At 68.3% G+C, this 15,632-nt stretch carries 13 protein-coding genes; 6 read left to right on the forward strand and 7 right to left on the reverse strand.

The window, feature by feature from the left end:
* Window positions 1-3: 3 nt before the first annotated feature.
* From gyrA to dnaA, 7 genes are all read right to left on the reverse strand, one after another.
* The gene (gene gyrA / locus ACIBG7_RS16335; protein ID WP_357918530.1) at window positions 4-2,508 is read right to left on the reverse strand and encodes a DNA gyrase subunit A; all 2,505 of its coding nucleotides are present in this window, start codon (window positions 2,506-2,508) and stop codon (window positions 4-6) included.
* Window positions 2,509-2,517: 9 nt separating this feature from the next.
* Window positions 2,518-4,440 carry a DNA topoisomerase (ATP-hydrolyzing) subunit B gene (gyrB, locus tag ACIBG7_RS16340; protein WP_397337123.1) on the reverse strand — a complete coding sequence of 641 codons (1,923 nt, stop codon included), beginning with the start codon at window positions 4,438-4,440 and terminating at the stop codon, window positions 2,518-2,520.
* Window positions 4,441-4,751: 311 nt separating this feature from the next.
* Window positions 4,752-5,213, reverse strand: coding sequence for a DciA family protein (locus ACIBG7_RS16345; protein ID WP_357918524.1), 462 nt, complete (start codon window positions 5,211-5,213; stop codon window positions 4,752-4,754).
* A gap of 904 nt (window positions 5,214-6,117) precedes the next feature.
* Window positions 6,118-7,353, reverse strand: a complete 1,236-nt coding sequence (gene recF, locus ACIBG7_RS16350) for a DNA replication/repair protein RecF (protein ID WP_397336738.1) — start codon at window positions 7,351-7,353, stop codon at window positions 6,118-6,120.
* A gap of 155 nt (window positions 7,354-7,508) precedes the next feature.
* Window positions 7,509-8,444: a phosphogluconate dehydrogenase (NAD(+)-dependent, decarboxylating) gene (gene gnd, locus ACIBG7_RS16355; protein WP_357918517.1), complete on the reverse strand. Its 936-nt coding sequence runs from the start codon at window positions 8,442-8,444 to the stop codon at window positions 7,509-7,511.
* Between the two features lie 318 nt (window positions 8,445-8,762).
* Window positions 8,763-9,896: a DNA polymerase III subunit beta gene (dnaN, locus tag ACIBG7_RS16360; RefSeq protein ID WP_397336739.1), complete on the reverse strand. Its 1,134-nt coding sequence runs from the start codon at window positions 9,894-9,896 to the stop codon at window positions 8,763-8,765.
* A 525-nt stretch (window positions 9,897-10,421) separates the two neighbouring features.
* Window positions 10,422-11,936 (reverse strand): chromosomal replication initiator protein DnaA, encoded by a 1,515-nt coding sequence (dnaA, locus tag ACIBG7_RS16365; protein ID WP_357918511.1) that lies wholly within the window; start codon window positions 11,934-11,936, stop codon window positions 10,422-10,424.
* Window positions 11,937-12,404: 468 nt separating this feature from the next.
* Here dnaA and rpmH point away from each other — a divergent pair, with 468 nt between their 5' ends.
* The 6 genes from rpmH to rsmG all read left to right on the forward strand — a co-directional run bounded on the left by rpmH (window position 12,405) and on the right by rsmG (window position 15,607).
* Window positions 12,405-12,542: a 50S ribosomal protein L34 gene (gene rpmH, locus ACIBG7_RS16370; RefSeq protein WP_090937838.1), complete on the forward strand. Its 138-nt coding sequence runs from the start codon at window positions 12,405-12,407 to the stop codon at window positions 12,540-12,542.
* A 69-nt stretch (window positions 12,543-12,611) separates the two neighbouring features.
* Entirely contained in the window at window positions 12,612-12,968 is a 357-nt protein-coding gene (gene rnpA, locus ACIBG7_RS16375) for a ribonuclease P protein component (RefSeq protein WP_357918508.1), read from the forward strand.
* Window positions 12,968-13,231 (forward strand): membrane protein insertion efficiency factor YidD, encoded by a 264-nt coding sequence (yidD, locus tag ACIBG7_RS16380; protein WP_357920360.1) that lies wholly within the window; start codon window positions 12,968-12,970, stop codon window positions 13,229-13,231. The genes rnpA and yidD overlap by 1 nt, the downstream gene beginning before the upstream one ends.
* A gap of 4 nt (window positions 13,232-13,235) precedes the next feature.
* Window positions 13,236-14,168: a membrane protein insertase YidC gene (gene yidC, locus ACIBG7_RS16385; RefSeq protein ID WP_357918505.1), complete on the forward strand. Its 933-nt coding sequence runs from the start codon at window positions 13,236-13,238 to the stop codon at window positions 14,166-14,168.
* Window positions 14,169-14,199: 31 nt separating this feature from the next.
* Window positions 14,200-14,700: a R3H domain-containing nucleic acid-binding protein gene (locus ACIBG7_RS16390; RefSeq protein ID WP_357918502.1), complete on the forward strand. Its 501-nt coding sequence runs from the start codon at window positions 14,200-14,202 to the stop codon at window positions 14,698-14,700.
* 229 nt (window positions 14,701-14,929) lie between these two features.
* The gene (gene rsmG, locus ACIBG7_RS16395) at window positions 14,930-15,607 is read left to right on the forward strand and encodes a 16S rRNA (guanine(527)-N(7))-methyltransferase RsmG (RefSeq protein WP_357918499.1); all 678 of its coding nucleotides are present in this window, start codon (window positions 14,930-14,932) and stop codon (window positions 15,605-15,607) included.
* The last annotated feature ends 25 nt before the right edge of the window (window positions 15,608-15,632 follow it).

Here is a 15,632-nt window from a genome sequence, read left to right on the forward strand (position 1 = left end):
GGATTACTCTCCTCCCCCGTCTTCCTCGGCCTCCACCGCGTTCTCCATCGACTCGGTGTTACGAGCGAGGGCTACCACGCTGTCGCGTTCGGCGAGATTCATCAAGCGCACTCCCATGGTCTGCCGGCCGGACTGCTTGATGTTCCCGGCGGGCGTGCGGATCACGCCGCCGTTGGATGTGATCGCGAACACCTCGTCCTCCGGGTTGACCATGACAGCTCCGACCAGCTTGCCACGTGCGCTCACGATTTTCGCCGTCAGCACGCCCTTGCCGCCACGACCTTGAAGTGGGTATTGCTCTACGGGTGTCCGCTTCGCGTACCCACCTTCTGTCGCGATAAGCACATCCTCGCCGTCTCCGAGCCGATTCATCGCGAGAAGTTCATCACCCTCAAGGAATCGCATGCCGATGACGCCCGAGGTGGCCCGTCCCATCGGACGAAGCGCCTCGTCGGAGGCGGTGAAGCGGATGGCCTGCGCGTGGGTGGAGATCAGCAGCAGGTCGTCGGCCTCGGAGACCAGCCTGGCGGCGATGACCTCGTCGTCGTCACGCAGGTTGATCGCGATCAGACCGCCGGATCTGGGGGAGTCGTACTCCGACAGCCTGGTCTTCTTGACCAGTCCGGTCCGGGTGGCCAGCACCAGGTACGGCGCAGCCTCGTAGTCACGCAGGTCGAGGACCTCCATGACGACCTCGTCTGGCTGCATGGCCAGCAGGTTCGCCAGGTGCATGCCGCGCGCGTCACGCCCGGAGTCGGGCAGCTCGTACGCCTTGACCCGGTAGACCCGCCCCTTGTTGGTGAAGAACAGCAACCAGTGGTGGGTCGTGGTGACGAAGAAGTGGTCGACGATGTCGTCCTGGCGCAACTGCGCCCCGCGCACGCCCTTGCCGCCCCGCTTCTGCGCGCGGTACAGGTCGGTGCGGGTGCGCTTGGCGTAGCCGCCGCGCGTGATGGTGACGACGATGTCTTCCTCGGCGATGAGGTCCTCGATCGACATGTCGCCGTCGTAGGCGATGATCTCGGTGCGCCGGTCCTCGCCGAACTTGTTGACGACCTCGTCGAGCTCGTCGGCGATGATCTGCCGCTGGCGCGTCTCGGAGGCCAGGATCGACTGGTACTCGGCGATCATCGTCATGAGGCCGTCGTACTCGTCCTGGATCGCCTGCCGCTCGAGGGCGGCGAGCTTGCGCAGCTGCATGTCGAGGATGGCCTGCGCCTGGATCTCGTCGATCTCCAGGAGCGTCATGAGGCCGCGCTGGGCCTCGGCCGCCGACGGCGAGCGCCGGATGAGGGCGATGACCTCGTCCATCCGGTCGAGCGCCTTGAGCAGCGCACGCAGGATGTGGGCGCGCTCCTCGGCCTTGCGCAGCAGGTACCTCGTCCGGCGGACGATGACCTCGATCTGGTGCGCCACGTAGTACGTGATGAACTGGTCGAGGCGCAGCGTGCGCGGCACGCCGTCCACCAGGGCCAGCATGTTCGCGCCGAAGGTGTCCTGGAGCTGGGTGTGCTTGTACAGGTTGTTCAGCACGACCTTGGCGACGGCGTCGCGCTTCAGGACGATGACCAGGCGCTGGCCCACCCGCGAGGAGGACTCGTCGCGGACGTCGGCGATGCCGGTGACCTTGCCCTGCTTCACCAGGTCGGCGATCTTCAGCGCGAGGTTGTCCGGGTTGACCTGGTAGGGGAGTTCGGTGACGACGAGGGCGTGCCGGCCCTTGTTGTCCTCCTCCACCTCGACGACCGCGCGCATCGTGATCGAGCCACGGCCGGTGCGGTAGGCGTCCTCGATGCCGCGGCGCCCGACGATGAGCGCGCGCGTCGGGAAGTCGGGGCCCTTGACCCGGGCGATCGACGCCTCGAGCAGCTCCTCGTCGCTGGCGTCCGGGTTCTCCAGCGACCACTTCACCGCCGAGGCGACCTCGCGCAGGTTGTGCGAGGGGATGTTGGTCGCCATGCCGACCGCGATGCCGCCCGCGCCGTTGACCAGCAGGTTGGGGAAGCGCGCCGGCAGGACGACGGGCTCTTGGGAGCGGCCGTCGTAGTTCGGCTGGAAGTCGACGGTGTCCTTGTCGATGTCGCGCAACATCTCCATGGCGATGGGCGCGAGCTTGCACTCGGTGTACCGCATCGCCGCGGGCATGTCGTTGCCGGGGGAGCCGAAGTTCCCCTGCCCGTCGACCAGCGGGTGGCGCAGCGACCAGTGCTGCGCCATGCGGACGAGGGTGTCGTAGATGGAGGTGTCGCCGTGGGGGTGGTAGGACCCCATGACGTCACCCACGACGCGCGAGCACTTGAAGTACCCGCGGTCGGGCCGGTAGCCGCCGTCGTACATCGCGTACAGCACTCGGCGGTGCACCGGCTTGAGGCCGTCACGCACGTCGGGCAGGGCTCGCGACACGATGACCGACATCGCGTACTCCATGTAGGAGCGCTGCATCTCGGTCTGGATGTCGACAGCCTCGATACGATCCCCGGGAGGCGGCGGGGTGTTCACTTCCGTCACGATAGTCCTTTACACGTCCAGGAAGCGGACATCACGGGCGTTGCGGATGATGAAGGACCGACGGGCCTCGACATCCTCGCCCATGAGCACGCTGAACATCTCATCCGCCTGCGCGGCGTCGTCGAGGGTGGCCTGTCGCAGCAGCCGGGTGGCCGGGTCCATCGTGGTCTCCCACAGCTGCTGGGCGTTCATCTCGCCCAGACCCTTGAACCGCTGCACACCGTCATGCGCGCGCGGGTCGCGGCGGCCGTTGGCGATGCCCTCGGCGATGATCGCGTCGCGCTCGCGGTCGGAGTAGGCGTACGAGGCGTCGTCGCCGCGCCGGTCCCACTTGATCTTGTACAGCGGCGGCTGGGCCATGAAGACGTGGCCGTTCTCGATCAGCGGGCGCATGAACCGGAACAGCAGCGTCAGCAGCAGCGTGGTGATGTGCTGGCCGTCGACGTCGGCGTCGGCCATCAGGATGAGCTTGTGGTAGCGGAGCTTGGCGATGTCGAACTCGTCGTGCACGCCGGTGCCCATCGCGGTGATCAGCGACTGGACCTCGGTGTTCTGGAGGACCTTGTCGATCCGGGCCTTCTCCACGTTGAGGATCTTGCCGCGGATGGGCAGGATCGCCTGGAAGCGCGAGTCGCGGCCACCCTTGGCCGAGCCGCCCGCGGAGTTGCCCTCCACGATGAACAGCTCGCACTTCTCCGGCTCGTTCCAGGTGCAGTCGGCCAGCTTGCCGGGCAGGCCGGAGCCCGACTCCAGCAGCGACTTGCGCCGGGTCAGGTCGCGCGCCTGGCGAGCCGCCACCCGCGCCCTGGCCGCCTGGAGCGCCTTGTTGATGATGTCCTTGGCCTCGCCCGGGTTGCGCTCGAACCAGTCGCGCAGGTGGTCGTTGCAGGCCTTCTGGACGAACGACTTGGCTTCGGTGTTGCCCAGCTTCGTCTTGGTCTGGCCCTCGAACTGCGGGTCGGCCAGCTTCACCGAGACGATCGCGGTCAGGCCCTCGCGGACGTCCTCACCGGAGAAGTTGTCGTCCTTGCCCTCCTTGAGGAACTTCTGCTCGCGCGCGTAGCGGTTGACGATCGACGTCAGCGCGGCGCGGAAGCCCTCCTCGTGGGTGCCGCCCTCGGCGGTGTTGATCACGTTGGCGAAGGAGTAGACCGACTCGGCGTAGGAGTTGTTCCACTGCATCGCGACCTCGACCGAGATGCCCTCGCCCTCCTCCTCGAAGGAGATGATCGACGCGTGCGCCGGCTCCTTCTTGCCGTTGAGGTAGGCGACGAAGTCGGACAGGCCGCCCTCGTAGTGGTACTCGACCTTGCGGGGCTCGCCGTTGATGTGGTCGGGCCGCTCGTCGGCCAGCGCGATGGTCAGGCCCTTGTTGAGGAAGGCCATCTCCTGGAAACGACGGGAGAGCGTCTCGAAGCTCCACGTCGTGGTCTCGAAGATGTCCGGGTCGGCCCAGAAGGTGATCTCGGTGCCGGTCTCGTCGGTCTCCTCGTCCGTGGACAGAGGCGCGACGGGCTTGGCGTTGACCAGGTTGAGCCGGTGCACGCGGCCGTTCTGCTTCACCACCACGTTCATGGCTGTGGACAGCGCGTTGACCACCGCGGAGCCCACGCCGTGCAGACCGCCCGAGACGGCGTAGGACTGGCCGTCGAACTTGCCGCCGGCGTGGAGCGTGGTGAGGACGACCTCGACCGCGGACCGCTTTTCCACAGGGTGGATGCCCGTGGGGATGCCTCGGCCGTTGTCGATGACCCGCACGCCGTTGTCGGCGAGCAGGGTGACCTCGATGCGGTCGGCGTAGCCGGCCAGGGCCTCGTCGACGGAGTTGTCGACGATCTCCTGGACCAGGTGGTGGAGCCCGCGTTCGCCGGTCGACCCGATGTACATACCCGGTCGCTTGCGAACCGCCTCAAGCCCTTCGAGTACGGTGATTGAGCTAGCGTCGTAGGACAAGTGCGAAATCCTCCTGCCGCGGACACGCGGCGTGGGTGAGACGACTGTCGCAGCCGACCGCCCTGCCGTGCCCGTCACCGTCGTGAGTGCCCCGATGCGTTCGCCACCCAGGGGAATCGGCTCGCATGCCGGGGGTGACACGCAAGCGGACGTGTCCGGAATCCGCTTTCATTCTACCGGGTCCCAGGGCCCTAGGTGTGCATGAACGCGCCTGAACGCGCCTGTCGCTTGTTTGCCCCTCGGTTGGGCATCCCCCCACCGACTCGGGGGTCATCGCGTCAGAGGCTCGATTAGCCGTAGGTGTCGCCCGGTCCTTTGCTCCCGGTGACGCGCAGGCCGCCCATCGGGCGTGGGGCGTTTTGCGGGCCTCTGACCTTTACCTTTGTTACCGTCCCGTCGCCGAGTTCCTCGTTCAGGCGGCGGATCAGGTCTCTGGCCAGCATGCGGACCTGGGTCGCCCACGCGGTCGAGTCGGCCACGATCAGCACCTCGCCGTCCTCGAACGACTCCGGCTTGGTGTGGGCCGCCATGGCCGGGCCGGCGATGTCCGCCCATCGGCCGAACACCCCGCCCACCTTCGCGCTCTGCTCCCAGCCGCGGTCGGACAGCAGGTCCATGATGGCCCGTCCGAAAAGCTGGGGATCGCCGCCGAGCCTGGTCGCGCCGGACACCTTTCGCCGGGGTTCGCGGCGGGGGAGCTGGCCTCTTCTGGCGGCGTCGGCCTTCGCTTGAGCCAGCTTCTCGCGCGCCATCGCCACCCCACGCGCCGTCGCCGCCGGCCCGGACGCGCCGCCGCCGGGGGAGGACCCTCCAGGAGCACCGGCCCCGCCGGACGTGGTTCCCCGGGACGCGGTTCCCCCGGCCGTGGTTTCTCTGGATGAGGTGCCGCTGGAGGCGGTTGCGCTGGATGAGGTGCCGCTGGAGGCGGTTGCGCTGGATGAGGCGCCGCTGGATGAGGTGGTGCTGGATGAGGTGGTGCTGGATGAGGTGGTGCTGGATGAGGTGGCGGCCGGCGCAGCACCGCCGTTGCCCCGCCCGGCATGGCCCCCGCCGTCACCGGACGCCGGGCGAGCTGTCCCGCCCCCGCTGTTGCCGGGCACGCCGCGACCTCCTGCCGCGCCACCCGCTGCACCACTGTTGCCCGGGAAGGGGGAGTTCCGGGGGCCGTCCGCCGCGGACCTAAGCCGGGCGTCCACATCGCCGCGGCCACCGGCGACCCGCGGCCCATCCACAGCCGACCCCGACCCGCCGAACCCGCCCGCGGGCCGCCGGCCGTACCCGCTGGGATCACCAGGGAGCGCACCAGAGCCGGGGACAACCCCCGAGCCGGACACAGAGCTCGGGCCAGGCACGGAGCTCGGGCCAGGCACGAAGCTCGGGCCGTCGGCCCGTGGGCTCGGTCCACTGCCTGTGGACAACCCGCCGGCCTCGGGGAGCCGGGCGGGGGAGCGGCCGGGCGACCCGCCCGCCGTACGGCCGGCCCCGTCCACAGGGCCGCCGCCGGTCACACCCCCCGAAAAGCCCCCCAAGGTACGGCCGACCGCCCGGGTGGTGCCGAAGGACGGCCCCCCGGCCATCCCGCCGAAGGGCCCGCCGGACCCCCCGCCGAAAGGCCCCCCGGACATCCCAGGTTGTCCACCGGTGCCTGTGGAAAACTCAGCGGACACGAGTCACGCCCCCCTCCACCACGTCGAACCGACCCCCGACCAACTCCGAAGGCACATCGTCCGGAACAGCAGCCGTGATCAACACCTGCTCGGCCGGCGCGACGATCTCGGCCAACCGCCGACGCCGCTGGGAGTCGAGCTCGGCGAAGACGTCGTCGAGGATCAGCACAGGATCCCCGCCATCCGCCCTGAGCAGGTCATACGCCGCCAGCCGCAAAGCCAGCGCGAACGACCACGACTCCCCATGGCTGGCATATCCACGCGCGGGAAGATCACCAAGGCCGAGGGTGAGGTCGTCACGGTGCGGCCCGACGAGGGTGACCCCCCGTTCGAGCTCCGCCGTACGCACCTCCGCCAGCCGTTCCCTCAACCGCTCCTCAAGGGTTTTCCCCAAGTCTGTGGATAACGTCTGTGTATCGGGAGCTCCGACCGGCACGGGCACGCCGTCCTCCTCGTTGTCCCCACCTGTGGACAACGTGCTCCGATAGGTGAGATCCGCAGGCGCGCTCGTCGGCGCCAGCGAGGCGTACGCCGAGGCCACCATCGGCCGGAGCGTGTCCACGAGCGCCAGCCGCGCCTGGAGCAGTTCGGCGCCGTGCCGCGCGAGGTGCTGGTCCCACACCTCCAGCGTGCTGAGCACGTCACCGGCGCCCGCCGCCTCGAAGCCGGTGTCACGCTCGGCCCGGCGCGGGCTCCGCCCACCTCCGCGACGCGCCTGGGCGGCCGTGCGCAGCAGGGCGCTGCGCTGCTTGAGGACCCGGTCGTAGTCGGCTCGCACCCCCGCGTACCTCGGCGTGCGCGCGACCAGCAGGTCGTCGAGGAAGCGCCGCCGTTCGGAGGGATCGCCCTTGACCAGCGCGAGGTCCTCGGGCGCGAAGAGCACCGTGCGGAGCAGGCCGATCACGTCACGCGGGCGGGACACGGGGGAGCGGTTGAGCCGGGCGCGGTTGGCCTTGCCCGGGTTGATCTCCAGCTCGACCAGCGCCCTGCGGTCGTCCCTGTGGACAGCGCACCGGACGATCGCCCGCGCGGCGCCCTGCCGGACGAGCGGGGCGTCGGTGGCGACCCGGTGGCTCGAGTGCGTCGCCACATAGCCCAGCGCTTCGACCAGGTTGGTCTTGCCCTGGCCGTTGGGCCCGACGAAGGCCGTGACGCCCGGCTCCAGGCCGAGCTCCACGGACGCGTAGGACCGGAAGTCGGTCAGCGAGAGGTGGGCGACATGCACCCCACGAAGGTTAGTCGGCCACACCGACCACTGGAGTCACCGACAGGCAACCTGTGGAAAACCGCTATGACCCGGCCTCTACCTGTGGATGATCCACACCACGGACGTGGCGCGCGCCCGCCTGTGGACAAGCGGGCGCGCACTGGTGAGACGCGTCAGAGGGCGGGCGGGGTGACGTCCGCGCCGGGGGAGTCGGCGCCCTTTTCCACAGACCCGGCCGCGGAGGTGACCGCGTGCCCGCCGAACTGGTTGCGCAGCGCCGCGACGACCTTCATCGCCGGCGAGTCGTCCTGCCGCGAGGCGAACCGCGCGTAGAGCGCGGCGGTGATCACCGGCAGCGGCACCGCGTGGTCCACAGCCGCCTGCACCGTCCACCGGCCCTCGCCGGAGTCCTGTGCATAACCGCGGATGTCCTTGAGGTCGGGGTCCTCCTCCAGCGCCCTGACCAGCAGGTCGAGCAGCCAGGAGCGGATCACCGTGCCCGTGCGCCAGCTCTTGAACGAGCCGGTCACGTCCTTGACGATGTCGGAGGCCTCGAGCAGCTCCCAGCCCTCGGCGAAGGCCTGCATCATGCCGTACTCGATGCCGTTGTGGACCATCTTGGCGAAGTGCCCGGCCCCCACGTCACCGGCGTGCACGAAGCCGTCGGGGCCCTCGGGCTTGAGCGTCTCGAAGATCGGCATCAACTGCTCGACGGTACGGCTCTCGCCGCCCACCATGAGCGCGTAGCCGTTCTGGAGACCCCAGACGCCGCCGCTCACGCCGCAGTCGAGGAAGCCGATGCCGCGCTTGCCCAGCTCGGCGGCGTGCTTCTGGTCATCCACATAGTGGGAGTTGCCGCCGTCGATGACGATGTCGCCTTCGGAGAGCAGCTCGCCGAGCTCGTTGACGGTCGCCTGGGTCGGGTCGCCGGCGGGCACCATCACCCAGACCGCGCGGGGCGCCTGCAGCCGGTCGACCAGCTCCTGCAGGCTTCCGACGTCGCTGACCTCGGGATTGCGGTCGTAACCGACCACCTCATGACCGCCGCGGCGCAGCCGCTCGGCCATGTTGCCGCCCATCTTGCCGAGCCCGATCATGCCGATCTGCATGTGTACCTCCCCCTTGGGGTTCCATCATCCCGCACGCCCATACCCGCCGGATCGGGGGGCATCCACCGGTGGATCTCCGAAGAGCCCGTGCCGCCTCGACGCCACACCGCCGGCCCCACGCGCCCCAGAGGGCCCAGGAGCCGCCGACAGCCCACCGTAGCCGCCGCGCTCCGTCGGGGCCGGGAAGAGCCCCTCAGAGCGCGCCACAGCCGCGAGAAGGCGCCACGCGTGACGCCCAGGCACCCGGGTCGGCCGCCGAAGATCCTGCCACACCCGCCTGCCGTACCCCACATCGGTTATCCACAGGCGGTGGACAGATCAGCTGGACAGGCGGATCGGCATGATCAGGTAGCGGTAGTCGGGCGCGCCGTCGCCGTGCTTGCCGCCGGTGAGGATGGCCGGCTTGGTCGAGGTGGTCATCTGCAGGCGCGCGACGTCGGAGTCGACCGCGCCCAGGCCCTCCAGCAGGAACTGGTGGTTGAAGGCGATGTTCATCTCCTCGCCCTCGTAGTCCACAGGCAGCACCTCGACCGCCTGGGCCTCGTCGCCGCTGCCCGCCTCCAGCACGACCTCGCCGCCGCGGAAGGCCAGCCGTACCGGCGTGTTGCGCTCGGCGACCAGCGCCACGCGCTTGACCGCCTCGACGAACGGGCCTGTGGACAACTCCGCCTTGGCGGCGAACTCGGTCGGCAGCAGCGAGCGGTACTTGGGGAACTCGGGGTCGAGCAGGCGCGTCGTGGTGCGGCGGCCGGCGCTGGAGAAGCCGATCATGCCCTCGCCGGTGCCTCCGGAGGAGCTCAGCGCGATCTCCACCTCGGCGCCGGTGGACCCCAGCGACTTGGCGGTGTCGGCGAGCGTCTTGCCGGGGATCATCGCGATCGCCGCGAAGTCGGGCTGCCCCGGGCTCCACTTCAGCTCACGTACGGCGAGGCGGTAGCGGTCGGTGGCGGCCAGCGTGACGGTGTCGCCCTCGATCTCCATGCGCACGCCGGTGAGCATCGGGAGGGTGTCGTCACGGCCCGCGGCGACGGCCACCTGCGCGACGGCGGCGGCGAAGACGTCGCTGCCCACCCGGCCCGCGGCCGGCGGCATCGCGGGGAGCAACGGGTAGTCCTCCACAGGCATGGTCAGCAGGGTGAACCGGGCGCTTCCACAGGTCACGACGGCCTTGGGACCCTCGACGACGAAATCCACAGGCTGTGCGGGAAGGGCGCGGGTGATCTCGGCGAGCAGCTTGCCGGAGACGAGGACCACGCCCGGCTCACCGGTGTGGACCTCCAGCGTGACCTCGGCCGAGACCTCGTAGTCGAAGCCGGAGAGTTTGAGTTGCTGCTCCTCGGTCACTTCGAGGCGCATGCCCGCCAGGACGGGCACGGATGGGCGGGCAGGGAGGCTGCGTGCCGTCCATGCCACCGCCTCAGCGAGGACGTCTCGCTCGATTCGGAACATCACGGTGATCAACCTCCTGGGTTCGTCGCTGATTCAAGTGTTCACTCTCCCGCACCTTGGAACGTGCGGAACCCCTCTATGGGTCTTCAGTTTCTTTGTAAGAGAGATATCTGGTCTTCACACTAGGGGCTGGGGAAACTGTGGACAGCCAACGTTTTCCCAGCTCAGCATGGCTACCGTCATCCACGTGCCCTGTGTGTGACGCCTGGGGGAAACCTGTGCGCCTGGGGACGGCCGAAGTTTCCCCACAGGCCTTCCCCAGATCTTGGGTGCTTCATCCACCGGTCATCCACCGGGTTTCAACAGGTTTTCCACGGGGTACGGAGATCGTTTGGATGCCCCGAATTCTGTTCGCACAGGCTGCCCACAGGTTGTCCACGAGTAGCCCACAGGTTGTCCTCAAGGTGTCCCCAGGGTTATCCCCAGCCGCTGTGTACGAATTTTCGGCGATCGTCCACGGTCCCCGCGCCAAGATCGCGTCCACACCAGGCTTTTCACTGATCCACAAGGTTATCCACAGGGTGTGAATCATCCACGGGACTGCTGCTTGATCCGCATCGTCAGCTCGTTGACCTGGTTGTACATCGAGCGACGCTCGGCGATGAGCGAGCGGATCTTCCGTTCGGCGTGCATGACGGTGGTGTGGTCGCGCCCGCCGAACTGCTGGCCGATCTTCGGCAGCGACAGGTCGGTCAGCTCCCGCGCGAGGTACATCGCGATCTGCCGGGCGTTCACCAGGGCCCGGCTGCGGCTCGATCCACAGAGGTCGTCGATGCCGATGCCGAAGTACTCGGCGGTCTTCCCCATGATGGTGCTGATGGTGATCTCCGGCCCCGACTCGGAGGTGATCAGGTCCTTCAGCACCACCTCGGCGAGCTGCAGGTCCACCGACTGCCGGTTGAGGCTGGCGAAGGCCGTGACCCGGATGAGCGCGCCCTCCAGCTCGCGGATGTTCGTGGAGATCCGCGAGGCGATGTACTCCAGCACCTCGGGCGGCGCGGCCAGGCCCTCCTGGATCGCCTTCTTCCTGAGGATGGCGATGCGCGTCTCCAGCTCGGGCGGCTGGACGTCGGTGATCAGGCCCCACTCGAACCGGTTGCGCAGCCGGTCCTCCAGGGTGATGAGCTGCTTCGGCGCCCGGTCGGAGGAGATGACGATCTGCTTGTTGGCGTTGTGGAGCGTGTTGAAGGTGTGGAAGAACTCCTCCTGCGTCTGCTCCTTGCCCTCCAGGAACTGGATGTCGTCCACGAGCAGGATGTCGATCGCGCGATAGCGGCTGCGGAAACCGTCGGCCTTGTGGTCGCGGATGCTGTTGATGAAGTCGTTGGTGAACTCCTCGGAGCTCACGTACCGCACGCGCGCACCGTCATAGAGAGACTGTGCGTAATGGCCGATGGCGTGGAGCAGGTGGGTTTTCCCCAGGCCCGAGTCACCGTAGATGAACAGCGGGTTGTACGCCTTGGCCGGCGCCTCGGCGACCGCGACGGCGGCCGCGTGCGCGAAACGGTTGCTGGCGCCGATGACGAAGGTCTCGAAGGTGTACTTCTGGTTGAGGCGGGCCGGCTCGCTCGGCTTGTTGCTCTTCGCCTCCCACCTGTTCTGTGGCTGAGCCTGTGGATATTCGGTGGACGAAGGCCGCGGCTCAGGCTGTGGAGAGTAGTACTGCGGCGGCTCAGGGGCCTGGAAATGCTGGGCGGGCGGCGGCGGAGCATACTCGCGCGGCGGTTCCACACCCTGGGGATAACTCGACGGCCCCGGCTGGGGAGGGGCGACCGGCTCGTCGGGAATCGTGGTGTCGATCAGTACGGCGAGGCGGACCGGACGGCCGAGCTCCTGCGACAACGCGTGCGTCACCATGTCCCGGAGCTTGCGCTCGATCAGGTCCTTGATGAAGTCGCTGGGCACGCCCAGCACGATGGTGTCGTCGGCCAGCGCGATCGGCCTGACCATCGACAGCCAGGTGCGCTGCTGGATCGGCAGGTTCTCGCTGAGGAAGTTGTTGAGCGCTCGCGACCAGATGGGTACCAGATCCCCATTACTCACCGGGTGGTCCCCTCCTTCCCTCTCGCGGGCCCCCGCGATTGTTTATCCACACCCGCCTGCGGTACCGCCGGGGGCGGGCCCCCGCTGTCCACAGGTGGGCGTCCACCGGGTCTCCACAGGAGATCCACAGGCTGTGCACAGCCCCTCAAGCCTTGGGAGTGGCCGACAGTAACCTTGTGCACACCTGTGTTCAAGACGTTGTCCACAGCGTAGTGGTCTCTGGGTGCACATACTCTGGAGTGAGGCCACCGGTGGAAAAGTCGCCTGTGGATTCGTGGATAACCTTCTCCGGTATCCGTGGACAACCCGTCTCGGTTTGACCTGGAGCAGGATCGCCCCGTAACGTACGACGGTCGGCTTGCGCGCGACGGCTCTTTCGCATGCCCTCGCTACCACGGCCGGCCAACCATGTGTGTCAAGCGTCCTTGCACCTGGCGAGGGCGCACTTTTAAGCCCTGGAGCCCACCCGTGAGCAAGCGTACTTTCCAGCCGAACAACCGTCGCCGCGCGAAGACCCACGGCTTCCGGCTGCGTATGCGGACCCGGGCCGGCCGAGCTGTCCTCGCCGCTCGCCGCCGCAAGGGTCGCGAGAAGCTGTCGGCCTGACGCCTCATCGTCGACGCCCGACTTGATCGCCCGCCGGCAGTACCTGCCGGCGGGCGATAGGTGTCTATCGTGCTGTCCCGAGAATCCCGCATGCGGCGGGGAGCGGAGTTCACGGCCGCCGTCAAGCGCGGCAGCCGTGCCGGCCGCCCGGCCCTCGTGGTGCATCTGACCGAATCAGGGGAAGAAGCGCCGAGGGTCGGTTTCGTCGTGAGCAAGGCCGTCGGCGTCGCTGTGGTCCGGAACACGGTCAAACGGCGTCTTCGACACCTGATGCGGGACCGACTCGACCGGCTTCCACGAGGTAGCCTGCTGGTGGTACGCGCCAACCCGCCGGCCGCATCCGCGCGGTACGAGGACCTGGCCGCCGACCTCGACCTCGCGCTGGACCGAGTGCTCAGACGGCGCTCGATGGATGGACAGAGATGATGGACCAGATCGCGGAGCCCGGGCCTGCCGCCCGGATCCTCATCGCCCCGATCAGGTTCTACCGCGCCTTCATCAGCCCCCTGCTGGGTCCGCGCTGCCGCTTCTACCCCTCGTGCAGCGCGTATGGACTTGAGGCGATAGCCGTACACGGTGCACTTCGAGGTTCGTGGCTGACCGTCCGGCGCATCGGGCGATGCCACCCGTTCCATCCCGGAGGCCTCGACCCGGTGCCCCCACGATCACACGAAACGCAAGGGAGCTAGCTCGGTGGAGTTCAGCTGGCTGAATTGGCTCTATACGGCCATTGCCCAAGTCATCACCTGGATTCACCAGGCTTACAGCACCTTCATCAACCCGGACAGCGGTCTCAACTGGGTGCTGACGATCGTCACGCTCACCGTGATCATGCGGTTGCTGATCTTCCCGCTCTTCCTCAAGCAGATGCGCTCGTCGAAGAAGATGCAGGAACTGGCCCCCAAGGTCCAGGAACTGCGCAAGCGGTACAAGAACGACAAGCAGCGCATGAACCAGGAGGTCATGGCCCTCTACCAGGGCCAGGGCGCCAACCCGCTCGGCGGCTGCCTCCCGATCCTCGCGCAGTTCCCGATCTTCATCTCGATGTTCACCGTGCTGAACGCGATCGCGGACGTGAAGCGCGCCGACGTGTTCGGCATGCCGGCGAACGTCGTCGCCAGCGCCCGTGAGGCGCACATCTTCTCGGCGGGCATCTCCGAGACCTTCTTCTCGACGGACAACATCACCAGCAAGATCATCATTGGCGTGTTCGTCGCGGTCTCCTCGCTGACCACGTTCCTCACCGTCAGGCAGAGCGTCACCCGCTCGATGGCCCAGATGCCCGACAACCCCATGGCGCAGCAGCAGAAGATCCTGATGTACATCTCGCCGCTGTTCGCCTTCTTCAGCCTGAACTTCCCGCTGGGCCTCATCCTCTACTGGGTCACCACCAACCTGTGGACGCTCGGCCAGCAGCACTGGTACTACACGCGGCACCCGATGCCCCAGTTCGACGACAAGGGCCGGCTCATCCCCGTCCAGCCCAAGCCCGGCCTGCTGGCCAAGTTCAGGAAGAGCGAGCCGGCGCCGCCGCCCGCCCCCGAGCCGGAGCCCGAGCCCAAGGTGGTCAGGAACCAGCCCAGCCGGCAGACCCGCAGCAAGCGCTCGGGCAGCAAGAAGTCCTAGACTCGCTAGATCATGGAAGGGGAGGCCTGAAGTGACCGAGGCCGAGCAGGGGACCATCACCAAGACGGCCCCCGACGTCAACGCCCTCGAGGCGGAAGGCGAGATCGCGGCGGACTACGTCGAGGGACTGCTGGACATCGCCGACATCGACGGCGACATCGACATGGACGTCGAGGGCGACCGCGCGCTCGTCTCCGTCGTCGGCGTCAAGGGCACCGACCTCGTCGGCCGCTCCGGCGAGATCCTCGAAGCGCTCCAGGAGCTCACCCGCCTCGCCGTCCACCGGCAGACGGGGGAGCGGTCGCGGCTCATGCTCGACATCGCCGGGTACCGCGAGCGTCGCCGGGCCGAGCTCACCAAGCTCGGCACCGAGGTCGCCGGCGAGGTCAGGAAGCACGACGAGCCCCGCTCGCTGGAGCCGATGACGCCGTTCGAGCGCAAGATCGTGCACGACGCGGTCGCGGCCGCCGGACTGCGCAGCGAGTCGGAGGGCGAAGAGCCCAACCGCTACGTCGTCGTTCTGCCCGCCTGATCCACCACCCCACCCACCGCCGGCGCCCTCCCCGGGCCGCCGGCGGTTGTGTTTTCCGGCCGCGTCGCTTTCGTGCGGTACGGCAGGCGCCCGCACCACTGCCGGCGCGCCAGGCCAGTCGGTGATCTTCCGCATGCCTCGGGAAGCAGGGGGTCCGAGGCCGGAATCGGCATCCTCCGATACCCCCTAGTCTTGGGACGACAATGCAGATGAGAAGGGCCAGCCACCAGTGACCGACGAACTGCCTGCACCCCCGCCGATCGCGCGAGAGGTCTTCACGGGAGAGTCGTGGGAGCGAGCGGAGACCTACGCTCAGTTCCTCGCCGGTCCCGGGGTGGTCCGCGGGCTGCTCGGCCCCCGGGAGATCCCGCGCATCTGGGACCGGCACCTGCTGAACTGCGCGGTAGTGGGGGAGGCCGTCCCGCAGGACGTGCGCGTGGTCGACATCGGCTCCGGCGCCGGGCTGCCCGGCCTGGTCCTCGCCATCGTCCGCCCGGACATCACCGTCACGCTGCTGGAGCCGTTGCTCCGCCGTACGGTCTTCCTGGAGGAGTGCGTCGAGACCCTCAAACTCGACAACGTCGAGGTGCTGCGCGGGCGCGCGGAGGAGCTCGTGGGGGAGCGCGAGTTCGACGTCGCCACCGCGCGGGCGGTCGCGCCGCTTGGCCGGCTCCTGACGTGGTCGATGCCGCTTTTGCGGGAGGGCGGCGAGCTCATTGCCATGAAGGGGGAGCGCGCCGCGGGCGAGTTGGCGGAGGCGGCGGCCGAGTTGCGGTCCACAGGAGCGGCGTCGGCCGAACTCATCTCCGTCGGGCACGGTAAGGTCGAGCCGCCCGCAACATTGGTGCGGGTGGTAGCCGGTCGCACCCCCGAGCAACAGAGCGGCCGGCGCCGGCGAAGGAGGTAGCGGCTGTGCCCGGCGTGTCGAGTGG

Origin of the sequence: Nonomuraea sp. NPDC050328 (assembly GCF_044459405.1) — a bacterium.
GTDB lineage: Bacteria > Actinomycetota > Actinomycetes > Streptosporangiales > Streptosporangiaceae > Nonomuraea.